Source organism: Gordonia sp. ABSL11-1 (assembly GCF_030315685.1).
Lineage (GTDB): Bacteria > Actinomycetota > Actinomycetes > Mycobacteriales > Mycobacteriaceae > Gordonia.
Genome location: NZ_JASXSI010000002.1, coordinates 109,073 through 131,340, shown reverse-complemented (window position 1 = coordinate 131,340; position 22,268 = coordinate 109,073). Strand labels below are relative to the sequence as shown.

General features: G+C 65.5%; 22 protein-coding genes and 2 pseudogenes. 13 read left to right on the top strand and 11 right to left on the bottom strand.

Annotation, left to right across the window (positions count from 1 at the left end):
• Positions 1–45: 45 nt before the first annotated feature.
• Entirely contained in the window at positions 46–378 is a 333-nt protein-coding gene (locus tag QSJ19_RS03310; protein ID WP_286318289.1) for a rhodanese-like domain-containing protein, read from the bottom strand.
• Between the two features lie 241 nt (positions 379–619).
• Positions 620–2,386 carry a DEAD/DEAH box helicase gene (locus QSJ19_RS03305; protein WP_286318288.1) on the bottom strand — a complete coding sequence of 589 codons (1,767 nt, stop codon included), beginning with the start codon at positions 2,384–2,386 and terminating at the stop codon, positions 620–622.
• Positions 2,387–2,645: 259 nt separating this feature from the next.
• Between QSJ19_RS03305 and QSJ19_RS03300 the strand changes: the two genes are divergently transcribed.
• From QSJ19_RS03300 to QSJ19_RS03290, 3 genes are all read left to right on the top strand, one after another.
• Complete coding sequence (locus tag QSJ19_RS03300) at positions 2,646–4,430, top strand: AMP-dependent synthetase/ligase (RefSeq protein WP_286318287.1); 1,785 nt, start codon at positions 2,646–2,648, stop codon at positions 4,428–4,430.
• 116 nt (positions 4,431–4,546) lie between these two features.
• Positions 4,547–5,728 (top strand): OpgC domain-containing protein, encoded by a 1,182-nt coding sequence (gene opgC / locus QSJ19_RS03295; RefSeq protein WP_286318286.1) that lies wholly within the window; start codon positions 4,547–4,549, stop codon positions 5,726–5,728.
• Complete coding sequence (locus QSJ19_RS03290) at positions 5,725–6,960, top strand: trans-sulfuration enzyme family protein (RefSeq protein ID WP_286318285.1); 1,236 nt, start codon at positions 5,725–5,727, stop codon at positions 6,958–6,960. The genes opgC and QSJ19_RS03290 overlap by 4 nt, the downstream gene beginning before the upstream one ends.
• A 98-nt stretch (positions 6,961–7,058) precedes the next feature.
• Here the strand turns inward: QSJ19_RS03290 and QSJ19_RS03285 are convergent, their stop codons facing one another.
• Both QSJ19_RS03285 and QSJ19_RS03280 read right to left on the bottom strand, forming a co-directional pair.
• Positions 7,059–8,573, bottom strand: a complete 1,515-nt coding sequence (locus QSJ19_RS03285) for a DUF7782 domain-containing protein (protein WP_286318284.1) — start codon at positions 8,571–8,573, stop codon at positions 7,059–7,061.
• The gene (locus tag QSJ19_RS03280) at positions 8,570–8,770 is read right to left on the bottom strand and encodes a hypothetical protein (protein WP_286318283.1); all 201 of its coding nucleotides are present in this window, start codon (positions 8,768–8,770) and stop codon (positions 8,570–8,572) included. Before QSJ19_RS03280 ends, QSJ19_RS03285 begins: the two co-directional genes overlap by 4 nt.
• 113 nt (positions 8,771–8,883) lie before the next feature.
• On the opposite strand from QSJ19_RS03280, the gene QSJ19_RS03275 reads away from it, so the two are divergent.
• The 3 genes from QSJ19_RS03275 to QSJ19_RS03265 are packed head-to-tail and all read left to right on the top strand — an operon-like array spanning position 8,884 to position 10,296.
• A complete protein-coding gene (locus tag QSJ19_RS03275; protein ID WP_286318282.1) occupies positions 8,884–9,417 on the top strand; it encodes a MarR family winged helix-turn-helix transcriptional regulator in 534 nt (177 codons plus the stop codon).
• A complete protein-coding gene (locus QSJ19_RS03270) occupies positions 9,414–9,836 on the top strand; it encodes an organic hydroperoxide resistance protein (RefSeq protein WP_286318281.1) in 423 nt (140 codons plus the stop codon). The genes QSJ19_RS03275 and QSJ19_RS03270 overlap by 4 nt, the downstream gene beginning before the upstream one ends.
• Positions 9,837–9,885: 49 nt before the next feature.
• Entirely contained in the window at positions 9,886–10,296 is a 411-nt protein-coding gene (locus tag QSJ19_RS03265) for a DoxX family protein (RefSeq protein WP_286318280.1), read from the top strand.
• A gap of 70 nt (positions 10,297–10,366) precedes the next feature.
• On the opposite strand, the gene QSJ19_RS03260 is transcribed toward QSJ19_RS03265, so the two are convergent.
• Positions 10,367–11,419, bottom strand: a complete 1,053-nt coding sequence (locus QSJ19_RS03260; protein WP_286318279.1) for a LacI family DNA-binding transcriptional regulator — start codon at positions 11,417–11,419, stop codon at positions 10,367–10,369.
• A 108-nt stretch (positions 11,420–11,527) separates the two neighbouring features.
• On the opposite strand from QSJ19_RS03260, the gene QSJ19_RS03255 reads away from it, so the two are divergent.
• The 4 genes and pseudogenes from QSJ19_RS03255 (at position 11,528) to QSJ19_RS03240 (ending at position 15,487) form a co-directional block, all read left to right on the top strand.
• Positions 11,528–12,541: a Gfo/Idh/MocA family protein gene (locus tag QSJ19_RS03255; RefSeq protein ID WP_286318278.1), complete on the top strand. Its 1,014-nt coding sequence runs from the start codon at positions 11,528–11,530 to the stop codon at positions 12,539–12,541.
• Positions 12,542–12,623: 82 nt separating this feature from the next.
• Entirely contained in the window at positions 12,624–13,529 is a 906-nt protein-coding gene (locus QSJ19_RS03250) for a sugar phosphate isomerase/epimerase family protein (RefSeq protein ID WP_286318277.1), read from the top strand.
• Positions 13,530–13,568: 39 nt separating this feature from the next.
• Positions 13,569–14,458: pseudogene (locus QSJ19_RS03245) on the top strand (sugar phosphate isomerase/epimerase family protein).
• 3 nt (positions 14,459–14,461) lie between these two features.
• Positions 14,462–15,487: a Gfo/Idh/MocA family protein gene (locus tag QSJ19_RS03240; protein ID WP_286318276.1), complete on the top strand. Its 1,026-nt coding sequence runs from the start codon at positions 14,462–14,464 to the stop codon at positions 15,485–15,487.
• 39 nt (positions 15,488–15,526) lie between these two features.
• Here the strand turns inward: QSJ19_RS03240 and QSJ19_RS03235 are convergent, their stop codons facing one another.
• From QSJ19_RS03235 to QSJ19_RS03225, 3 genes and pseudogenes are all read right to left on the bottom strand, one after another.
• On the bottom strand, positions 15,527–15,922 hold the full coding sequence (locus QSJ19_RS03235) for a substrate-binding domain-containing protein (RefSeq protein WP_286318275.1): 396 nt from the start codon (positions 15,920–15,922) through the stop codon (positions 15,527–15,529).
• Positions 15,862–16,515, bottom strand: a pseudogene (locus tag QSJ19_RS03230) (LacI family DNA-binding transcriptional regulator); the annotation flags it as partial. The gene QSJ19_RS03235 and the pseudogene QSJ19_RS03230, both read right to left, overlap by 61 nt.
• A 400-nt stretch (positions 16,516–16,915) precedes the next feature.
• Positions 16,916–17,404 carry a CinA family protein gene (locus QSJ19_RS03225; protein WP_502876089.1) on the bottom strand — a complete coding sequence of 163 codons (489 nt, stop codon included), beginning with the start codon at positions 17,402–17,404 and terminating at the stop codon, positions 16,916–16,918.
• Between the two features lie 174 nt (positions 17,405–17,578).
• Here QSJ19_RS03225 and QSJ19_RS03220 point away from each other — a divergent pair, with 174 nt between their 5' ends.
• On the top strand, positions 17,579–18,193 hold the full coding sequence (locus QSJ19_RS03220; RefSeq protein WP_286318273.1) for a thymidine kinase: 615 nt from the start codon (positions 17,579–17,581) through the stop codon (positions 18,191–18,193).
• Between the two features lie 72 nt (positions 18,194–18,265).
• Positions 18,266–18,649 carry a helix-turn-helix domain-containing protein gene (locus tag QSJ19_RS03215; protein WP_286318272.1) on the top strand — a complete coding sequence of 128 codons (384 nt, stop codon included), beginning with the start codon at positions 18,266–18,268 and terminating at the stop codon, positions 18,647–18,649.
• On the opposite strand, the gene QSJ19_RS03210 is transcribed toward QSJ19_RS03215, so the two are convergent.
• Both QSJ19_RS03210 and QSJ19_RS03205 read right to left on the bottom strand, forming a co-directional pair.
• Positions 18,650–19,144, bottom strand: coding sequence for a hypothetical protein (locus tag QSJ19_RS03210; protein WP_286318271.1), 495 nt, complete (start codon positions 19,142–19,144; stop codon positions 18,650–18,652). It lies immediately after the preceding gene.
• A complete protein-coding gene (locus tag QSJ19_RS03205) occupies positions 19,144–21,084 on the bottom strand; it encodes an AAA family ATPase (protein WP_286318270.1) in 1,941 nt (646 codons plus the stop codon). Before QSJ19_RS03205 ends, QSJ19_RS03210 begins: the two co-directional genes overlap by 1 nt.
• A gap of 282 nt (positions 21,085–21,366) precedes the next feature.
• On the opposite strand from QSJ19_RS03205, the gene QSJ19_RS03200 reads away from it, so the two are divergent.
• Positions 21,367–21,804, top strand: coding sequence for a helix-turn-helix domain-containing protein (locus tag QSJ19_RS03200; RefSeq protein ID WP_286318269.1), 438 nt, complete (start codon positions 21,367–21,369; stop codon positions 21,802–21,804).
• On the opposite strand, the gene QSJ19_RS03195 is transcribed toward QSJ19_RS03200, so the two are convergent.
• On the bottom strand, positions 21,773–22,267 hold the full coding sequence (locus QSJ19_RS03195; RefSeq protein WP_286318268.1) for a hypothetical protein: 495 nt from the start codon (positions 22,265–22,267) through the stop codon (positions 21,773–21,775). The two genes, QSJ19_RS03200 and QSJ19_RS03195, sit on opposite strands and share 32 nt — an antisense overlap.
• Between the last annotated feature and the right edge of the window lies 1 nt (position 22,268).

Here is a 22,268-nt window from a genome sequence, read left to right as displayed (position 1 = left end):
GCGTGGATACGTGAAAAACGCTACCAACCGAATCCGTCGCGCGGTTCAGGTGCGGTACTGGGTGCTCATCGCGCGGTAGCCGCCGTCGACGTAGTGCACATTGGTGTAACCGAGTCCGGCGATCTGTTCGGCGATGGCGGGCGCCTGTGAGCTGACCGACACGACGGCGATCTCGGTGTCCGGATCACGAACCACGGGAAACGTCCCCGACGGTGTCGGCGTGAAACGCTCGCGCACATCGGTCGGCTCCACCACCACGGCCCCGGGCAGAGAGCCCTGGTGACGCATCACCTGTGGGCGTGCATCGACGATCACCGCGTGATCGTGCTCGCAATGGGTCTTCGCGTCGGCTGCTGTAATCGAATTCACCACTGACACTGGTGACTCACCATTCCTGTTGTTCTCGTCCGAATCTGTTCTGACACACGGCCTCATCGTGGTCAGCGGGGTCGGCGACGGCCACCCGTCGTCCATGAACTCTCTCGTTCCCCCACACCAAAGGTTACGGAAATATCTCGAACCGGCAAGTTTTGCACCACGGTCTCCCCAACCTCACATGGCCCTCCCAGAAACGGCCCGGTCCGCGACGGCCGACTCGGCGATCGTCCCGGCGAGGGGCTCAGCCGCGTCCGCGGCCGGCGACACGCGGATTCGACCGCTTGCCCCAGCTGTCGGAACGCTTGCCGTACCCGTCGCGACCGTGGCCGCCGCCACGCTTGGCACCGCCACGCGTCCGTGGCGGGCCGTGGTCCTTCTTGATGTCGATCGGGTTCCGGCCGATCTTCGTGTGCCGCAAGGAGGACAGCGTCTCGTTGTCGAGGTTCTCGGGCAACTCCACCAAGGAGAAGTCGTCGCGGATGCTGATGTTGCCGAAATCCCCGCGAGTGAGGCCGCCCTCGTTCGCGATCGCACCGACGATCGCCCCGGGCGACACCTTGTGCTTGCGGCCCACCGCGATCCGGTAGGTGGCGAACTGACCGCCGGACGAACGACGCGGGCTGCGCTCCCGACGCTCACCCCGCTCACCCTCGGGCGGATCGGGGGCCATCAGGAAGCCGCCGTCGCGGGTCTCGAGCGCCAGCGCGGCGGCGATGTCGGCCATCGCGACATCCTTGTCGCGGGCGTAGTTCTCGACGAGCTGACGGAACGTGTCGAGATGATCGGAGCCGAGGTTCTCGGTGATCGAGTCCGCGAAACGCGCCACGCGCTGTGCATTCACGTCCTCGACGCTGGGCAGCCCGATCTCGGTCAGGGTCGAGCGCGTCGCCCGCTCGATCGCGCGCAGCAGATGGCGCTCACGCGGCGACACGAACAGCAGCGCATTGCCCGACCGTCCGGCGCGGCCGGTACGTCCGATGCGGTGCACGTAGCTCTCGGTGTCGTGCGGGATGTCGTAGTTGACGACATGCGAGATCCGGTCGACGTCGAGTCCGCGGGCCGCGACGTCGGTCGCCACCAGGATGTCGATCTGCCCGTTCTTGAGCTGATTGATGGTTCGCTCGCGCTGCGCCTGCGCCATGTCGCCGTTGATCGCGACCGCAGAGAATCCACGCGACCGCAGCTTCTCCGCGAGTTCCTCGGTCGCCGACTTCGTCCGCACGAACACGATCATCGCGTCGAACGTCTCGACCTCGAGGAACCGAGTGAGTGCATCGAGTTTGCGCTGGTGTGACACCTGCAGATAGCGCTGGGTGATGTTCTGCGCGGTCGCCGTCTTGGCCTTGACGGTGATCTCCTGCGGGTCGTGCAGGTAGCGCTGTGCGAGTCGTCGGATCGCGCTGGGCATGGTCGCCGAGAACAGCGCGACCTGCTTGCTGTCCGGGGTCTCGGCGAGGATGCGCTCGACGTCCTCCGCGAAACCCATCGTGAGCATCTCGTCGGCCTCGTCGAGGACCAGATGATCCAGTTGCGAGATGTCGAGTGTCCCCTTGTCCAGGTGGTCGATGACGCGACCGGGCGTACCTACGATGACCTGGGCGCCGCGGCGGAGGCCGGCGAGCTGCACGCCGTAACTCTGACCGCCGTAGATCGGCAGCACCCGGACCTCGGGCATGTGGGACGAGTAGCGACCGAAGGCCTCGGCCACCTGCAACGCGAGTTCACGGGTGGGTGCGAGGACGAGAGCCTGCGGATGGCGCGCCGTCGGATCGATCCGGGACAGGATCGGCACCGCGAAAGCAGCGGTCTTGCCGGTGCCGGTCTGCGCCAGACCGACGACGTCGCGACCGGCCATCAGAGGCGGGATCGTCGCGGCCTGGATCGGCGACGGGGACTCGTATCCGACATCGGCGATGGCCTGACGTACCCGAGGGGCGATGTCGAGGTCGTCGAACGAGTCGATGTGGCCGCCGTCGGAGCCGGCCTGTCCGTCGGCCGGGTCAGTCATGCCCGGATCTGTCATGCGCAGTCCCATTCATCACGCCAACTCTAATCGGCCGAAGGGCGCTCTGGACAATCGTCGGCGACGGCCGTGACCTCGTGGTGACCCGCGACCTCGATCGTGCCCGGTCACGGGAGGATCACCGACCTGTGATCGACGACACGAACGCTGGTACTGTCAGTGACACTTAACAGAGATGAGACGGAGCACACGCGGGCTCGCCCGTGTCCGTTATGACCGTATTTGCGCGCTAGGGGAGGCCGCTATGGAGCAGTATTCCACTCCGTCCGATCTGTCCATCGAGGACAAGGCAACGACCGTCGACAGCATCCTCCGGTATCGGGCCGAACGACCGACGATGCCGTTGTTCCGGAGGCGTTCGGGCAACCAGTGGATCAACGTGACCGCCAAGCAGTTCGTCGACGAGGTCGACGCCGTGGCCAAGGGCCTGATCGCCTCCGGCGTGAAACCCGGTGAGCGCGTTGCGATCCTGTCGTCGACCCGCTACGAGTGGACGGTCCTCGACTACGCGATCTGGCGCGCAGGGGCGACGACGGTCGCGATCTACGAGACGTCGGCACCCGATCAGGTCAAGTGGATCCTCGAGGACTCCGGAACCGCACTCCTGTTCGTGGAGCAGAACGCACATCACACCAAGCACCTCGGAGTCATCGAGGAGGCGCCCGATCTGCGCGAGACGCTGATCATCGACGAGCAGGCGCTCGCGACGATCACCAAGCGCGGCGCCGAGATCGCCGACGATGAACTCGACACCAGGCACGCGAACGCGCTGTCCTCGGATGCGGCAACGCTGATCTACACCTCGGGGACCACCGGACGGCCCAAGGGTGTCGTGCTCACCCACGCCAACTTCCTGGCCGAATGCGCCGCGACGCGCGATGCCGTCGGTGCAGGTCTGGTGGAGGGCAAGTCCACCTTGCTCTTCCTGCCGCTCGCGCACGTGTTCGCTCGTGTCGTCGCCGTCGGGTGCGTGGAGAACGGCGTGATCCTCGGCCACACCAACGACATCCCCAACCTCATCGAGGATCTCGGGACCTTCAAGCCGAACTACGTGCTGTCGGTGCCCCGGGTGTTCGAGAAGGTCTACAACTCCGCCAAGCAGAAGGCCTACGACGGCGGCAAGGGCAGCATCTTCGATCGCGCCGCCGACACCGCGATCGAGTACAGCAAGGCCCTCGAGACCGGCGGTGCGGGACTCGGCCTGAAGCTCAAGCACGCGCTGTTCGACCGGCTGGTCTACGGCAAGCTCCGTGCGGCGCTCGGCGGACAGTGCGAGGGCGCCATCTCCGGCGGTGCTCCGCTGGGTGCCCGGCTGGGTCACTTCTTCCGCGGCGTCGGCATCCCGGTCTACGAGGGTTACGGCCTGTCGGAGACCACCGCGGCGGTGACCGCCAACAACGAGGATCATCAGAAGGTCGGTTCGGTCGGCCGCCCGGTGCCGGGCGTCACGGTCGCCATCGCCGACGACGGTGAGGTCCTGCTGCAGGGGCCCGTGGTGTTCGGCGGCTACTGGAAGAACGAGAAGGCCACCGGTGAGGCGATCGTCGACGGCTGGTTCCACACCGGCGACATCGGTCGCCTCGACGACGGCTACCTCTTCATCACCGGCCGCAAGAAGGAGCTCATCGTCACCGCCGGCGGGAAGAACGTGTCCCCGGCGCAGCTCGAGGACACCATCCGGGCACATCCCATGGTGAGCCAGTGCCTCGTCGTCGGCGACAACAAGCCGTTCATCGCGGCCCTCATCACCCTCGACGTCGAGGCGGTGCCGGGTTGGCTCGACCGTCATGGTCTGCCCGCCGACACGTCGCTCGCCGATCTGGCCGGCAACGCCGACCTCAACGCAGAGATCGACGCCGCCGTGAAGGAGGCGAACACCAAGGTGTCCAACGCGGAGGCGATCAAGAAGTTCGCCGTGCTCGACACCGACTTCACCATCGAGTCCGGCGAACTGACCCCGACGTTGAAGTTGAAGCGCAACGTCATCCACGACGCGCACAACCGCGCCATCGCAGATCTCTACACCTGAGCCACCGCAACTCCGCCCGGCACCACGATCCGTCGAGGTGCCGGGCGGAGACGTGTCGCCCGGTGTGCGCGCGGCTGTTCGGCTCGCATCCTGACCGCTGGGTAGGGTGACATGCGATGAACCGAGATCTCGCCATCGACGCGACGCGGGGACTCGCGATCTGGAGCATGATCTCGCTGCATTTCGCCGATGGCACCCTCATCGCATCGCCCACCCACGCCTATCCCTACGTCGACGGCATGTCGGCGTTCGTGCTGTTGTCGGGTCTGGTGCTGGGCCTTGTGTACCGCCGCTGGATCGAGCGGCACTCGCTCGGCTACGCCTATCGGCGACTGACCCGCCGGCTGGTCGTCCTCTATGTCTGCCAGCTCACCATCGCCCTCGTCGCGGTCGCCGCCGCCGTCGAGGGCCATCGTTGGCTGACCCTGCTGCTCCCGATCGACGGCTGGTCGCAAGGTCTCGAACTCGCGTTCACGATGCGCTACCTACCCAGCGGCGGCAACATCCTGTTGCTCTACATGGTGTTGATGGCGTCGGCGTACCTTCTGTTCCCCGTGTTGATGCGCGGCTGGTGGGCGGCGGTCCTCGCGGCGTCGCTCGCGCTCTATGTGATCTCGTTGGTGTGGTCCCCGGATTGGGTCTATCTGACCGCCTACATGGCCGGTCCACGCATTCAGAACTGGGCGGCCTGGCAGATCATGTTCGTGCCCGCAGTGGTGATCGGGTGGAAGTGGCGGGACTGGAACGTCGCCGAGCGCATCGACCGCACTCTGCCGGCGATCGTCGCCGTGGCGATCGGCGTCGCACTGTTCCTGCACTTCACAGTCGACACCGGACCATGGACCCACATCGAATCCGCCGTCGCGGACAAACTCGACTTCCGGCCCGCCCGGGCGATCGGCGCCTGGGTGGCGATCCCGGCTGTCTACGGAATCTTCCGCGCTCTGCTGCGGTGGTGGCACAAGGACTGGTTGCGACCGCTGGTCATGACCGGCACCCGGAGTCTGGACTCCTATGTCCTGCAAGCACTCGCGCTGGTGATCGTGCCCATCCACATCGCGCATCGGCCCTGGGGGTCGATGACCAACGCCTGTGTCGTCGGCGTGGTGTTCGGTCTGTGTTGGGCGTGGTCGGAGTTCCGCGCGGCCTACGGCGTCGACAAACTCCACCGGCTCCCGCTCATCACCGCCCAGCACGTCGCTGCCCAACACATCGCCGCGGACCACCGGCGGGTCGAGGAACCGATCGATCCGCCCAGGACCCGCTCACCCGACATCACGACCGTGGGAGTGCCATGACCGCCAGTTCCGATCCGATCGATCCGCGAACGGTCGGTGACCGCACCCTCTGCGTGCACGCAGGCAACTCGACGTCCGAGTCCGGGGCCATCCGGACACCGATCACGATGGCCAACTCGTATCACCTGCCCGACGATCCGTCGGCGATGGACTGGTCGGGCACCGAACGCCTCTTCTACTCGCGCAACTCGGGGGCCAACCAGATCGCCCTGCAGGACAAGCTCGCCGCGCTCGACCGCGGCGAGGAGGCGGTGGCACTCGCCTCCGGTGTCTCCGCGCTCCATGCAATCTTCTTCACCCACGTGTCCGCCGGTGACCATGTCGTCGTGTCCGACACCACCTACGAGGCCACCTACAAACTCTGGTCCTCGCTGCTCCCCCGCAAGTACGGCATCGAAGCGACTTTCGTCGACGTCACCGACCACGACGCGGTGCGGGAGGCGCTCCGGCCGACGACCCGGCTCGTCGTCACCGAGGCCGTCGCCAACCCGACCACGAAGGTCGCCGACATCGCCGAGTTGGCCGACATCGCGCACGACGGTGGCGCGTTGCTGGTGGTGGACTCGACCTTCACGCCACCTCCTCTGTATCGGCCCCTGACCGACGGCGCCGACCTCGTCGCGCATTCACTGACCAAATACATCAACGGTCACGGCGACGCGATGGGCGGAGCCGTCATCGGCCGGCGTGAGCTCATCGAACCCATCCGCGCCGAAGCGATGGTGGACGTCGGCGGAGTGATCTCGCCGTTCAATGCATGGCTCATCTCGCGCGGCGCGATCACACTCCCCTTGCGTCTGGCGGCGCATCAGTCGGCGGCGCAGCGCCTCGCCGAGATGCTCACCGACGACGACCGGATCGCCTTCGTCGCATACCCGGGCCTGCCCACACATCCCCAACATGACCTCGCCACACGACAATTCGGTGGACGTGGATTCGGCGGGATGATGGCGTTCGCCGTACGTGGCACACCGGCCGACCAGAACCGGTTCGTCTCGAACCTGCGCCTGATCACCTCCGCCGTCTCCCTCGGACACGACGAGTCGCTGATCGTGCACGTCGGTACCGACGGTCCGCGGGTGGCCGCCTACCCCGAGGACTTCCGACGTTACGGTCATCTCCGTTTCTCCGTCGGCCTCGAGGATCCCGACGACCTCGAACACGATCTGCAGTCGGCACTCCACGCCACCTTCGGCCGCCGCACCGCGACCACCACCCCGCTGGTCGAGTAGCGACGAGCAAGCACGACACCCCCGACCCCCAACCCGCTGGTCGAGTAGCCACGAGCGAGCGCAGCGAGCCCGACGCGTATCGAGACCACCCGCCCGATTCAGCTCGCCTCGAACAGGATTCCGCGTCCGATGGCCTCGCGCACGACGGGCAGCGCCGCCTGCGCGAGCGCGTCGGGGTCCACGCCGTGGAAGCCGGCGAGCAACTCGATCAGCGCGCCGAGCGGAACGTGTCCGCGACATCCTGCGAGCAGCGCCCGCGACACCTCGTCCACTCCGAGGACCGCACCCGGACCACCGGGGCGACGCACCGTCGCCGCCACCTGTTGCCACCCGTCCTCGCCCGGCAGCGACTGCTCCTCGAGGAACACCGGAGCCGTTGCCATCCGGACACCGAGAAGATCGTCGTCCGAACGTGTCCGGAGATAGTGCCGACGCGCGAGGAACGCCTGCGCCTCGGGACCGGTGACCTCCTCCCCGGCACCGACGATCTCCTCGATCACCTGATCAGGCGCCCGTCGCTCATCCCCTACATCCCTGCGACGCAACGTGATCAGACCCATGCCGATCCCGGCGATCCCCTGCTCGGCGAACCAGTCGAGCCACTGCGCCCCCCGGACGGCCGCGGCATCGGTCGACTCACCGGCATCCGACAACCACAGCGAGATGTAGCTGATGGGATCGGCGAGCTCGCGTTGCACCACCCAGGCATCGAGACCGGTGTCCGCCAGCCACCCGCGAACACGATCACGCCAGTCGGTCTCCCTCGGGACGATCCAGTTCGCCAAGATCTGGGCGGTACCACCCGGTTCCAGATGATCCGGCAGCTCGCGGATCAGCTCAGCGCACAGGCTGTCGCCGACCATCCCGGAGTCGCGGTAGATGTAGTCCTGCGCGCCCGCACCGACGACGAACGGCGGATTCGACACGATGAGGTCGAAACGCTCCCCGGCCACCGGTTCGAACAGACTGCCCGCGCGCAGATCCCAGCGCATGCCGTTCAAGCGCGCGGTCGCCGCGGCCAACGACAACGCCCGCGGGTTGGTGTCGGTGGCGACGATCTCGTCACAGTGCGCATCGAGGTGCAGGGCCTGGATACCGCAACCGGTGCCGATGTCGAGAGCCCGCCGGACCGGTGACCGGATGACGGCGCGCGCCAACGACACCGACGCTCCCCCGATCCCGAGCACGTGTTCGCGGTCGACGGGGCCGGATCGCATCGCGGCGTCCTGATCGGACACGACCAGGTACTCGCCCGCGTCGTCGGCGTGCGGTCGGATGTCGAGGGCCGCACGGAGGCGTCCGTCGATCGAGTCGAGCACCCCGTGTGCCGCCAGAGCGTCCCGGCCTGTCGTCGGAAATGCCTGCGCGACGGAAGAATCCGGCTCATCGGAGCCAAGGAGGAACAACCGGACGATGGTGGCCAGTGCGGTTCGATCGGTGTCCGCCGCCCTCGTCGAGTGCATGGCAGGCCACCACACGCCGCGTCCGAGTGCCTCGTTGGCGTCCTCGCCCAGCAGTGTGGCCACACCGTCCGTCGTGTATCCGGCAGCGCGGAGGTCGACCCCCAGGGCGTCGATGAACGCCTCGTCGGACAGGGGCGGTCGGGCCGTCATCCGACCTTCCGATACTTCTTGTGCATTGCCTGCTTGGACACTCCGAGCAACGTCCCGATCTCCGCCCAGGACAGGCCTGCGTGTCGCGCTCGTCGCACGGCCACTTCTTCGTCGCGGGCGAGGTCGCGCCGCCTCGCCGCGACTCGTGTCAACTCTTCGATCGGCGTCCCGCCGTCGTCGTCGAATCCGGTTCTCATGTGACCAGGGTGCCCACCGACGACCGTCTGGTCAACCATGGTTGACGAGACGGCGAAAATTGAATGCCCCACAACAATGTTGTGCACAACCTTTGTGCGCTATGGTGGACTCCGTGACCTCCGTTCGACTCGACGACCAGCTCTGCTTCGCCCTGTACACCGCCTCCCGTGCGGTGATCGCGGCGCAGCGGCCAGGTCTGCAGGACCTCGGTCTCACCTATCCGCAGTACCTCGCGATGCTCGTCCTCTGGGAAGAGGACGAGATCACTGTCGGCCGGCTGTGCCGTCGGCTTCATCTAGACTCAGGAACGGTGTCGCCACTGCTGCGGCGGCTCGAGGCACTCGGGTATCTCACCCGAGTGCGATCCGACACCGACGAACGTTCGGTCACGGTCGCGTTGACACCTGAGGGCGTGGCCCTGGGTGGACGGGCGGACTGTGTCTACGAGTCGTTGACCGCCGCGATCGCCGATGCCGCCGCCGTCGCCGAGGAGCGGGATACGCCCGCCTCCGAGGCAGACTCCGACGATCACGCCTCGTTCGACCCCGCGGCACTCATCGCGTTGCGAACCACCCTGCACGACCTCACCGACGAGCTGCGTCGACATCTCGACGCATCCACCCCATCGAAAGGAAGCCGATCATGAAGGCGATCTACACCGCAGAGGCCCTGGCAACGGGCGACGGTCGCAACGGCCATGCACGGACGTCCGACGGGAAGATCGATCTGGACCTGGACATGCCGAAGGAACTCGGCGGCTCCGGCGTGGGCACCAACCCCGAGCAGCTGTTCGCGGCCGGCTATGCGGCCTGCTTCCACAGCGCACTGCGACTCGTGGCCGGACAGTCCGGCGCCGACGTCACCGATTCGGCTGTCGGAGCGAGGGTGTCGCTCGGTTCGACCGACACCGGCGGATTCGGCCTCGCGGTCGAACTCGAGGTCACCTTGCCGGCCGTCGACGACGCCACGGCAAAGTCGCTGGTCGAGAAGGCGCACGAGGTCTGTCCCTACTCGAACGCGACCCGCGGCAACATCGACGTCACCCTGACCCTCGCCGACGACTGAGCGATCGAGCACACTCGAGCGTCCGGCTTCTCCGACAGTGAGGACACCCATGGCCACGACAGCATTTGCCCGTACGACCGACACCCAGTCCCGACCCGGGCGGCTTGCGCGCCTCGTCCTCGGCGGCATCCTGACCACCGCCGGGATCGGACACATGACGTTCCAGCGCAAGGAGTTCCAGGCCCAGGTGCCCGACTTCGTCCCGCTGTCGCCGGACGCCACCGTACTGGCGTCCGGCGTTGCCGAGATCGGCCTGGGGCTCGCCCTCATCGGGCTCCCCGACCGCCGACGGGCGGTGGGTGCGGCCGCCGCGGCGTTCTTCATCGCGGTGTTCCCGGGCAACATCCACCAGTACCGCAACAAGATCGACGCCTTCGGACTCGACACCGACCGTAAACGCTTCGTCCGGTTGTTCGGTCAGCCGGCACTGGTGGCACTCTCCTGGGTCGCACGCGGCTGAGGAGAACCGGCGCCACCGGGGATCCCGGTGCTCCGGGCATCCCGACATCGCGGCACCTCGTCGACGATGGTCATCGAGGTGCCGCAGTTGTCCGTCGTACCACCAGCTCGGGCGTGTGCCGATACACCCGCTGCGGGGCGGTCATGCGTTCCATGCGCTGCAGGACGAATTTCGCGGCCTGCGCGCCCACGGTGAAGTTTCCGTTGTCGACCGACGTCAAGGAGATGTGCCGAAGACTCGCCAGTTGTGTGTCGTCGTAACCGATCAGGGACAGGTCCCCGGGGATCGAGATGCCCCGATCATCGGCGGCCGACATCGCCCCCAGGCTCGCCATGTCGTTGAACGCCAGGATCGCCGTCGGCGGTGGAGCGGCATCGAGAAGCCGCGCCGACGCGGCGTATCCACCCTCCTCGGTCGTGCCGCCGTATTCGATCGCGACCGATTCGACCGGAAGCCCCGACGCGGAGATCATCTCCTCGAACCCCTGCCGTCGGAGCCGTCCCACCATGCCCGGCCCCTGGATGTGCGCCAACCGTCGATGCCCCAGGGCCAGAAGGTGTTCGGTGGCGATCCCCGCGCCGACCACATCGTCGTCGACGGCGATGTCGATCGTCGGCAGATCGGGTTCGAGGGTGCCGGCGAGCACGACCGGGATCGACCGCGCCGCGCGTTCGACGTCGACCCGCGCGTCGGTCGTGCCGACGACCACGAGACCGTCCACCTGGCGCGACAGCATCGTCTCGACCGTGTCCCGGCCGACCTGATGGTCGAGGCGACTGTCGACGAGGATCGGTGCTATGTCGACCGCATCGAAGGTGGTGGCGAGGCCTTCGAGGAGATCGACATACCACGGGTTGCGAAGATCGTTGATCACGACACCGACCGTGCCGCTGCGAGCTTCGGACAGGCCGCGCGCGATGGAGTTCGGGCGATAGCCGAGCTCGTCCATCGCGACACGGACACGGGTGCGCCGCTCGACGCTGACGTTGGGTTCGTCGCGCAGGACACGTGAGACCACGGACTTGGAAACCCCGGCGTGGGCAGCGACGTCACGGATCGTCGCAGCTCGTCGTCCGGCGGGGATTCCGCTGGCGCCACTTGCGGGCACATCGTCGAGACTCACAACCGCACATCCTATTGCTCTGGTGATCTGGACCACGTATGGTGACTGGGACCGGTCCCACATTGTCCCACAGATGGTCGGTTCCCGACAGGACAGGAGTAGACACAGATGATCCGGATGGCGCTGGTCGGAGCGGGGTTCATCGGCTCGGTACACGCCGCGAACCTCGCGTCTCACCCGGGTGTCGACCTCATCGGCATCCATGACGTCGACGACTCCCGGGCACTCGAACTCGCATCGCGAACCGGCACCACCGCACTCGGATCCGACGATGTCTTCGATCCGTCGAACGTGGATGCCGTCCTGATCGCTTCGTCCACCGACACCCACGCGACCCACCTCCGCAGGGCCGCGGCAACCGGGCTGGCGACCTTGTGCGAGAAGCCGATCGACCTCGACCTCGATCACGCCGTCGAGGTCGTCGGCGATGTGGGACATACTGGCCTGCCGATGATGGTCGACTTCAACCGACGATTCGACCGCGACTATGCCGAAGTCGCACGCACCGTGCGATCCGGCGAGATCGGTGGGGTCGAACTCGTCCAGATGACGACCCGCGGGCCTGCGCTGCCCCCTCTCGACTACATCGCTGTCTCGGGCGGTCAGATGCGCGACCAGACCGTGCACTTCTTCGATCTCGCGCGGTGGATCACCGGTGAGGATCCGGTGTCGGTGTTCGCGGCCGGTTCGGTGTTCACCGATCCACGGATGACCGACCTCGGCGATGTGGACACGTCGGTCGTGACCCTGCGGATGCCCAGCGGCGCCCTGGTGCAGATCGACAGTGCACGCCGCATCGGTTACGGCTACGACGAACGCATCGAGGTGCTGGGTTCCACCGGTCTCGTGGAGGCCGGGCGTCACCAGGTTGGTTCCGTGACCCGATACCGGGCAGGACAGATCGTCGGCGACGGCATGCATGCCGGATGGTTCGAGCGTGTCGCGCCGACCTATCGGGCTGCGCTCGACCATTTCGTATCGGCAGTGGAGACCGGCACCCCGATCGGACCCGCCCTCCCCGAGGCACTCAAGGCCCAGGCGATCGCCGAGGCGGCCACGCGATCACTGCGCACCGGTGAGCTCGAGCCGATCGGCTATCCGGTGCCGACATCGGCCGTCTGAGGCTCCGGAACACGAATCCCTACATATTTCCTTCCACGACAACAGATCTCACCGAGACGCCCCATACGAAAGGGATTCACCCATGAGCAGCATCATCGTCGGCTCCGCACCCGATTCCTGGGGCGTCTGGTTCCCGGACGATCCGCAGCAGACCCCCTACACCCGGTTCCTCGACGAGGTCGCCGCGTCCGGATACGAGTGGATCGAGCTCGGTCCGTACGGCTACCTGCCGACCGACCCCGCGCAGCTCCTCGACGAGCTCGGTGAGCGCGGCCTGAAATTGTCGGCGGGCACCGTGTTCGAGCATCTGCATCAGGACGCTTCATGGGACGCGGTCTGGACCCAGATCGAGGACGTCGCCAAGCTGACCGCCGCCGTGGGCGGCAAGCACGTCGTGGTGATCCCGGAGATGTGGCGCGACCCGGCGACCGGGGAGGTCCTGGAGGACCGCAACCTCACCGACGACCAGTGGCTCGCGAAGACCCGTGGCATGAACGAGCTCGGCCAGGCGATGTTCGAGAAGTACGGTGTGCGTGCGCAATACCATCCGCACGCGGACAGCCATGTGGACACCGAGGACAACATCTACCGATTCCTGGAGAACACCGGCGGTGAGTTCGTCAACCTCTGCCTCGACACCGGGCACGTGAGCTACTGCGGCGGAGACAATCTCGCCATCATCCGAGCGCACCCCGAGCGGATCGGTTACCTGCACCTCAAGCAGGTCGACGAGTCCGTCCGCGCGAAGGTGGCCGCCGACGACCTGCCCTTCGGCGAGGCCGTCCGCCTCGGTGCCATGACCGAGCCGCCACGTGGCATCCCGGAGATGCCGCCGTTGCTCGATGCCGTGGCCGACCTGGACATCGACATCTTCGCGATCGTCGAACAGGACATGTACCCGTGCTCGCCGGATGCGCCGCTGCCCATCGCCCAGCGCACCCAGAAGTACCTGGGCTCGTGCGGCGTGCCGTCCGTGCGCTTCCGCTGACCTCACGCCCGCTCGCCGTTCCCGCCGAGGAGAACCACCATGAAGGTCGCGCTCGACCCCACCCCGTTCCACCACAGCCACTCCACCACAGCCACTCACTGCTCGAACTACCCGGCGTCGTCGCCGACCTCGGCTACGAGTACCTGCAACTCACCCCACACGCGAATATGATCCCGTTCTTCAATCACCCCAAGGCCGACGACGCACTCGTCGCCGAGTTCCGCACCGCCTGCGCCGACGCCGGCGTCGGCATCGCCTCGGTCCTGCCCGTGCTGCGCTGGTCCGGCCCCGACGACGACGCCCGCGAAGCCGCCGTCCGCTATTGGAAACGCGCGATCCAGATCACCGTCAACCTCGGTGTGAACGTGATGAACACCGAGTTCTCCGGACGCCCGGAGAAGCCCGAGGAATCCGAACGCGCCTTCTACCGATCCATGGACGAACTCGTCCCCATCATCGAACGCGAGGGCATCGACGTCCGCATCGACCCACACCCCGACGACTTCGTCGAGGACGGACTCGCCGCGATCCGGATGATCCGCGGGATCAACTCGCCGAACATCGGGCTCGCCTTCGTCGCCTGCCACACCTTCCACATGGGCGCCAACATGCGCGAGATCATGACCACCGCGGGCGACATGCTCCGGCTCGTCCACGTGGCCGACACGATGGATCACCACGCATCGCACGGGTTGCGGTACATCACCAATCCGCCGGGCAACGCCGTTCGCGTGCACCAGCACCTCAAGATCGGCGACGGCGACGTCGACTGGGACGAGTTCTTCTCCACCCTCGGCCAGATCGGCTTCTACGACCGCGACGACTCCGTCATGGTGTCCAGTGTCTTCGCCGAGAACGAGAACGCCCCCGAGGTCTCCCGGTACCAACTGGCCACCATGACCGACTACGTCACTAAATACCGGAGCTGACAGGTGATCTCACGACTACCCGCACCGCGTACCCAGGATCCGACGACCGCGCCGGCCCTGCGGTGGGGGATCATGGGTCCTGGTTGGATCGCGGAGCGGTTCGTGTCCTCGTTGCACAAGCACACGAACCAGCAGGTCACGGCCGTCGGTTCGCGATCAGCCGGGCGCGCGGACGATTTCGCCCGGCGGATGGGTGTGCCGACCGCTCACAGCGGTTACGACGCGCTGCTGTCGGATCCGGCGGTGGAGATCGTGTACGTCAGTACGCCGCACCCCCAGCACCACCGGTGTGCCCTCGACGCGATCGCGGCCGGCAAGCATGTCCTCATCGAGAAGCCGATGGGGGTCAATGCGCGGCAGGCGCGCGAGATCGTCGCCGCGGCACACCATGCCGGCGTGTTCGCCGGTGAGGCGATGTGGACACGGTTCCTACCCAAATTCGACGTGATCCTCCAGATCGTCGACGACGGCATGCTCGGCACCGTTCGGGCCGTCGCCGCCGACCACGGCGAATACTTCACCACCGATCACCGGATCTACGACCCGGCACTCGCGGGCGGGCCGTTGCTCGACCTGGGTACCTATCCGGTCGCCTTCGCCCGATGGTTCCTCGGCGACGTGAGCACGGTGTCGGCGATCGGCCAACCCGCGAACCACGAACTCAACGGCCAGATCTCGGCCGTACTCGGGCACGTCGGTGGCGGGCAGTCGGTGCTGAACACGACGATCCTCGCGAACACCCCGACGACGGCGTTCGTCGCGGGTGAGAACGGGTATCTCGAGGTGCCCGGGCCGTTCTACCAGCCCGGGCCGTTCCGTGTCGTCCCCCGAGACGGAGAGCCGCTCGAACACACCGAGGAGACGGCGGCACATGCTGACGGACTGCACTTCTCCGCCGTCGATGCCGCGCGGCGAATCGCCGATGGCGCAATCGATTCGGACATCCATCCGTCCGCCGATGTCATCGCGACCCTGGATATCATGGATCGCGTGCGCGCACAGATCGGGATCGACTTCGCCGGCGATTGATCCCGGTCGTCATCTCAGCAGATGCCGACCCCAGCGAGGTCAGCGCGTCGGGGGTGCCGTCGTCCCGCGTACCTTGAGCGTCGGCTCGAGGACAGCGCCGGCATCGAGTGCGTGCACCTCCGTGAGGAGGTCGACGGCCAGTTCGACCGAGCTCTCCGCGAGGCCGTGTGCGTCCTGATGGATCGTCGTCAGGTCGATGCGTGGATTGTCGGATAGCCGGCCGTCGTCGTATCCCATGAGTGAGATCTCGCCCGGGATGTCGACGCCCTCGCGGGTGAACACGTCGAGGAGCCCGAGGGCGCATCGGTCGTGCCCGCCAGAATGGCTGTGGGCAACAACTTCTGGCCGAGGATGACGTGGGCGGCGGCGGCTCCTGCGGCTTCGTTGTGTGCCCCGCGGACGACGTGCGCGATCGCCGAGCCCATGGGCTCGCATCGCCGATCGATAAGCGGACCGTCGGTCCCGGACGCCGGATCGTTGCCGTCATCGACGTGCAGGATGTCGCGGTGACCGAGCTCGACGAGGTAGCCGACAGCCTGTCGCATGCGCATCGTGTCGTTGGTCCGGACTGTGGCGAGCCGCTCGCCGACCAGATCCCCGGGCAGCCGGCGACCGACCACGACCATCGGCGCACGCCCGGACAGCGCTGCGAGATCGTCGGGCGACGACATGAGCCCGAGGAGGATCACCGCGCCACAGCGATGATCGAGCAGGGTGTCGATAGCCGACGGTTCCGCGCGTCCCGGGAGGTTCGCGGTCAACAGGACGTCGTAGCCGAGTTTCTCGGCCGCGGGGTAGATGTTCGTGACGAGTTCGCCCTCGAACAGTTGCGACACGTCGATGAGGACGCCGAGCGTCCGGCTCTTCCCGAGCGCGAGAAGTCGGGCCGCGGCGTCAGGCCGATATCCCAGTTCGTCGGCGACGTGCAACACCCGGCGACGGGTCTCCTCGCCGGCCCCGGGCGTCCCGTCCAGCACGAACAACACCAGGGTGCGGGAGACGCCTGCCCGCGCGGCGACATCGGCCATGGTCGGACGACGTGATCCGCGGTCGGCCCCGCGATTGTCCCCTGCTCTCGGCGGCACTACGACTCCTCCCCGATGGTGACGGTTGACACAGTGACCCACCCGCATCCTCTATCGGGCCGAGCGAACGGATGCTGACTGGTTCATCACCTCCCTCGATCCGATCTACGAGCGCGACACCATGATCCCGGTCTCGCCCGGAGAGGTCCCACCAACCGACACGGCACACCGCGACGCGCGCCCGTCCTACGCTCACCTGACGCAGCTGCTGCGTTCCCGGGGCTACACGGTGGACGAGGACCTCATCGGCGACTACCGGCCCGAGGCGTCGCCGAGTTGTACCGGGAGGCGTTCGCACGGATGGGCGGAGTCGACTCACCGCTCGCGTGAGTACAGCTGGGCCTCAGGAAATCTCGCGGCGGTCGCCGTCGACGCGGGCCCGCACCAGACGTAGTGCGTGGGCGACCGTGGCGGTGACGATGTCCTCGGGTTCCCCGTCGAACGTCTCGTCCGAACTGCTCACCTCGCCGCGATCGAAGAGTCCGAAGCACACCGTGCCCGGCGGCTCCTCCTGCGCCGACGGACCGGCCTCACCGGTGACCGCCACCACCAGATCGGCACCGAGCAGGCGCGCCGTGTTCGCGGCCATCGCCTCCGCGGCCCTCGCGCACACGACGGGACCGTCGGGCACGCCGAGCAGCCCGTGCTTCACCTCAGGCCGGTAGGCGACGATCCCGCCACAGAACCACTCAACCGAGTTCGGCGCGCGACTCAGCTGTGCCGCGATGTTGCCGCCGGTGAGGGATTCGGCGACCGCCACGCGGACCTCACTGACGGTCGCGGCGTCGGCGATCAGTCGGCACTCACGATCGATCGTGACGGAGTCCATCATTCGCACCTCCTGAGTCGACGCGGGGTCGCGCCCGACGACAGCGCTCCGATCGGGCAGGTCGTCGCGTACCCGGCGTCGGATACCCCGCGGTCGGCGGGACGAATCACCCTGCACTCCGGCGCCGGGTGCGGCATCATCGGCGCTCATGACGGCCTCGGATGATGCGGACACCCGGTGAGCGATGCCGGGCTGGTCTTCTTTCACGGGCCGATGGGGGCGGGGAAGTCGACGTTCGCCCTGCAGACGCATTTCAACCAGGGCCGACAGGGGCGGTCGGGACTGCTGCTGACCACGTTGGACCGTTCCGGTGATCACGTGGTGACCAGTCGGATCGGTCTCAGCGCCCAGGCGTCCGCCGTGACGGTCGACGACGCGGTGGACGAGGTCGTGTTGCGCCGGCATGAGGCCGCGGCACTGGACTACGTGGTGTGCGATGAGGCGCAATTCCTCCGACGCCGCCAGGTCGATCAGCTCGCCCGGCTCGTTGACGAAGCGGAGATCGACGTGGTCGCCTTCGGACTGCTCACCGACTTCCGGGCGACACTCTTCCCCGGGTCGGCGCGACTGGTCGAGATCGCAGACGAGGTCCATCGGATGCAGGCCATCGTGCTGTGCTGGTGCGGTCGGCCAGGTTTCCTCAATGCACGCATCGTCGGCGGCGAGGTGGCCCGATCCGGTGACGTCGTCGCGGTCGGCGACACCCACGACGGACCGGTGATCTATCACGCGCTGTGCCGACGGCATTTCGTCGAAGGACGGTGGCGGCGGGACGACACGACCCTCGGCTGATGCCCACGGGCCACCTCGGAGTCCGAGTCGGCCCGCTCGCCGATCATCGTGGTGCGGGTCCTGCGAACTTACTTGAATCACGTCACCGCAGCTCAGCGGCTCGAGCGAACAATCACGCAAGCCGAGAAGGGTGGCCGACCCGTGAGAACGGTCTTACCACGCCCTGCCGCGAAGCAGAAGACCGCCGAGCAGGTCGAGGAGATGGTCGGACTTTGGTATCAGTGCCGCAATGTCGAGGAGGTCGCCAGGCTGGTCGGCGCGGATCAGACGACGGTGCGGCGGAATCTCCGCAAGGTTGGCGTCGACACGTCACCGCGGCGCATGACCAACGATGACATCCAAAAGATCGGGCGCCTAGCCGACGAGGGGCTGTCGCGCCGGCAGATCGGCGACAAAGTGGGCTGGACTCACGGTGCGGTAGCCAATGCGATCAAGCGGTACAGCGGGGACAGATAGCTACGCCGCCCGAGACGGGGGCTCATCAGTGACCGGGCCCGCAAGGAGTTCATCCGCTCGCTCGCGTCGCTGGAGTTCGTCGACATGGGCGAAGAGTGCCCGAACGAGCTTCTTGGCATCTGGCTCTGGGTGGACTAGTCCGCTCGTCCGGATCACCCGGTCGGCGTTGCGGCGCTTCTTTCGCTTCGCTCCTACGGGCAGCGCCGCGCGGCGAGCCGCTTCGGCCGCCCGCCGATCGTCGAGAGCGTCCAGCTCGCGCAGGAGCTTGTTGAACGCTTTGCCTGCTCGCTGCGGAAGCGAGGGGTCGCGCTTGGTCACGAACCGTCGGAACTCGATGAGGTCGGCATCGGACATGGCGGCATCGAGCACGAAAAACGCGTGCAGATCCCACTGCTCCGAGGCATTCAGGACGCTGAGCCGACTGCCGTCGTGGAGCCAAAGTCGACGAAGGTGTTCGTGGATGGCGAGATAGGCGGTATGGGTGAGGCGCGGCATCAGGACTGCCGTTTGATCTGGAAGGTCTCACAAAGCTGCTCATCCAGCTTGATCAGTGCGGCCGCACCATCGGCGCTCGGTTTTGCGTCGCCAGACTCCACGATCGCACTCGCTATCGCGACCTTCGAAGGCACTTTCAGGCCTAGCGGCTCCGCCCACTTTTCGATTACAGTCGGCCACGGCAGGCTGTTGTCAACGGGCAGCTCAGGCAGATCAGGGACTGTGGATCCGGTATTGCACTCCTTCAATAGTTCGCTCATTCGGTTCGCGTACACGCCTGGATCGAGAACATTCTCAAGCGTGATGGCATCCAGCGTTCTGATCAGAGACTCGTCAACGCCACCGTCAATGAGCCGCTTGCGAAGTTCACTGCCCCCGACGTCACCGTCGACCAAGAAGGCCACGCGCGCACCTTCTAGATCCAGATCCGGGTACACCTCTAGTGCAGCTTCCGAAAGCCCCGGCGCAATCTGATATTCCAGGAACTCTCGTCCAGTGGCAGCTCTAATCAGCGATGGAAGCACCACCATCTCAGAAGCTCCTTCAGCCAGGACTACATACCGAGCTGGAGTGAAAGCGGCGGCACTTGCACCCATAGCGAGCATGAGCGGCGAAAATCCTGCAGAGCCTGAACCTGCCCAAAAACTGTTCTTGATCTCACTCACCGAAAGTTGATCAGGTTTCGGAAGAACCGCTCGCACACCAACACCTAGATCGGGAGGCAAGCAGGCAGGAGAATGTGTTGTGTAGATAATCTTTGCCGCATCCTCCTGTCGCATAAACGTATCAACCAGATCCGCTTGAGCGTTGTAATGAAGATGGGTTTCCGCCTCATCAATAAGAAGGATGGGTGGCTTATCGATGCCCCGCACGGCCAGAAACGAACGCAGAGCAGCAAACATACGCAGACCGGCGCTACGTTCGTCAAAAGTCGTAATCTCGCGACCGTTCTCGCGCACCATGATCTGGAGAGTCGATCCGTCGAGGTTCAGATGTATCGTCACGTCCGACTGGTTCCAGGATGTGCCGTAGACGTGCTCGAGTTGCTGGTTGGCCTGCAAAATCTGGGTTTGTGCTTGTCCAATCTGGCCTGACGAGAGCACTTGCCACAAGCGCTGCAGGTCAAGATCAGCAAGAGTAGCAATACTAGCGAGCGCTGGGGGCGGGCTCTGAACCACGGAGTCGTCCAGCCCATAGCCCGATTGAAGATTTCTATCTTCGTCAGAGAACATAACAAACTCTGGCATTCGCGACTTCAATACCTCATGCACATCTCGCCACGGATCCGCACGCGTGTACCAACTATGAATTTGCTCCAGCGCCCGAATCACGGATTCGTTACTAAAAGAACCGTCAGACTGCAGGTGGCTGATTAGTGTCGATAACTCACCAAGAAGCTCGTCGGACATTTCTGACTTCAGTTCGCGTTCATCGAAGCTATCCATGAATGACTTGAGCCTGGACCCAAGAGGGACTACATCGGTTTCGTGTAGGTCATCAGCCTCTGACGCAAGAAATTCTTTCCCTGCCTTTGTCTTCGCGTACTTGCTAATCGCTGCAATTGCCTCAACGAGCGGCCCGGCACGTTTTGCCGGTTGAGGCCTAATACTATTAACGACTCCTCCACCAGCTCGACGTTGGTACGTCATCCGACGAGGGAGCTCTTCCAGATCGAGACCCAGCTCATCCACCGCAGATCGGTCGGCGTCATCGAGAACGAAATCCGCTGCCACAACGATGCTGTCATCTTCAACAGTCCCGAATCGTGCTCGATCACTTACATTGACCGACTCCGACGATGTGATGTAGTTGAGGGCTTTCAGTAACGTGGTCTTGCCAGCCTCATTAGGGCCGACTACCGCTATAACCTTACTATCCAGGTTGACTTTTCCCGAAGAGATTCGGCCAATCCCACTAATTGATACGCTTATAAGTCTCACAAAGCATTCCTTTTAACTTGTTATACAGCAATACTAACACGACGATACGACAGAGATTGTCGTGACTAAAACAACGTCACCGGTACATTCCACCCCTATGGTTGATCGCGTCACTCCCCCACCCCGGATGGACCAACCTAACGGGACTTGAAACAGGTTCTCAGGGGTCAGAGAGTATCGCGAGGGTCTGACAGTTTCCGCTAGAAACACAAAAAAGGCCACGTCGGTACAACCTGGCCTCTGTTTTGTGTGTCATGTTCTCTCGAACATACGTTCGATATGGTGCGGGTCCTGCAAACTTACTTGAATCACGTCACCGCAGCTCAGCGGCTTGAGCGCACCATTGCGCAGGCCGAGAAGGGTGGCCGACCTCCGAGAACGCACCCGCTACGCCCGGCCGCGAAGCAGAAAACGGCCGAACAGGTCGAAGAGATGGTCGGGCTGTGGTACCAGTGCCACAACGTCGAGGAGGTCGCCCGTCTGGTCGCCGCCGATCAGACGACGGTGCGGCGTAACCTCCGCAAGGTTGGCGTCGACACGTCACCGCGGCGCATGACCAACGACGACATCCAGAAGATCGGGCGCCTAGCCGACGAGGGGCTGTCGTGCCGGCAGATCGGCGACAAAGTGGGCTGGACTCACGGTGCGGTAGCCAATGCGATCAAGCGGTACCGCGGGGGACAGATAGCTACGCCGCCCGAGACGGGGGCTCATCAGTGACCGGGCCCGCAAGGAGTTCATCCGCTCGCTCGCGTCGCTGGAGTTCGTCGACATGGACAAAGAGTGCTCGAACGAGCTTCTTGGCATCTGGCTCTGGGTGGACTAGTCCGCTCGTCCGGATCACCCGGTCGGCGTTGCGGCGCTTCTTTCGCTTGGCTCCTACGGGCAGCGCCGCGCGGCGAGCTGCCTCGGCCGTCCGTCGATCGTCGAGGGCGTCCAGCTCGCGCAGGAGCTTGTTGAGCGCTTTGCCTGCTCGCTGCGGAAGCGAAGGATCGCGTTCGGTCACGAACCGACGGAACTCGATGAGGTCAACATCGGACATGGCGGCATCAAGCACGAAGAACGCGTGCAGATCCCACTGCTGCGAGGCATTCAGGACGCTGAGCTGACTGCCGTCGTGGAGCCAGAGTCGACGAAGGTGTTCGTGGATGGCGAGGTAGGCAGTCTGAGTGAGGCGTGGCATG

Excerpts from the sequence above, each read along its gene's own strand:
- QSJ19_RS03305 (WP_286318288.1), bottom strand. The coding sequence starts at position 2,386 with ATGACTGACCCGGCCGACGGACAGGCCGGCTCCGACGGCGGCCACATC.
- QSJ19_RS03300 (WP_286318287.1), top strand. The coding sequence starts at position 2,646 with ATGGAGCAGTATTCCACTCCGTCCGATCTGTCCATCGAGGACAAGGCA.
- opgC (WP_286318286.1), top strand. The coding sequence starts at position 4,547 with ATGAACCGAGATCTCGCCATCGACGCGACGCGGGGACTCGCGATCTGG.
- QSJ19_RS03290 (WP_286318285.1), top strand. The coding sequence starts at position 5,725 with ATGACCGCCAGTTCCGATCCGATCGATCCGCGAACGGTCGGTGACCGC.
- QSJ19_RS03285 (WP_286318284.1), bottom strand. The coding sequence starts at position 8,573 with ATGACGGCCCGACCGCCCCTGTCCGACGAGGCGTTCATCGACGCCCTG.
- QSJ19_RS03280 (WP_286318283.1), bottom strand. The coding sequence starts at position 8,770 with ATGAGAACCGGATTCGACGACGACGGCGGGACGCCGATCGAAGAGTTG.
- QSJ19_RS03270 (WP_286318281.1), top strand. The coding sequence starts at position 9,414 with ATGAAGGCGATCTACACCGCAGAGGCCCTGGCAACGGGCGACGGTCGC.
- QSJ19_RS03265 (WP_286318280.1), top strand. The coding sequence starts at position 9,886 with ATGGCCACGACAGCATTTGCCCGTACGACCGACACCCAGTCCCGACCC.
- QSJ19_RS03255 (WP_286318278.1), top strand. The coding sequence starts at position 11,528 with ATGATCCGGATGGCGCTGGTCGGAGCGGGGTTCATCGGCTCGGTACAC.
- QSJ19_RS03250 (WP_286318277.1), top strand. The coding sequence starts at position 12,624 with ATGAGCAGCATCATCGTCGGCTCCGCACCCGATTCCTGGGGCGTCTGG.
- QSJ19_RS03235 (WP_286318275.1), bottom strand. The coding sequence starts at position 15,922 with ATGCGAGCCCATGGGCTCGGCGATCGCGCACGTCGTCCGCGGGGCACA.
- QSJ19_RS03225 (WP_502876089.1), bottom strand. The coding sequence starts at position 17,404 with ATGATGGACTCCGTCACGATCGATCGTGAGTGCCGACTGATCGCCGAC.
- QSJ19_RS03210 (WP_286318271.1), bottom strand. The coding sequence starts at position 19,144 with ATGCCGCGCCTCACCCATACCGCCTATCTCGCCATCCACGAACACCTT.
- QSJ19_RS03195 (WP_286318268.1), bottom strand. The coding sequence starts at position 22,267 with ATGCCACGCCTCACTCAGACTGCCTACCTCGCCATCCACGAACACCTT.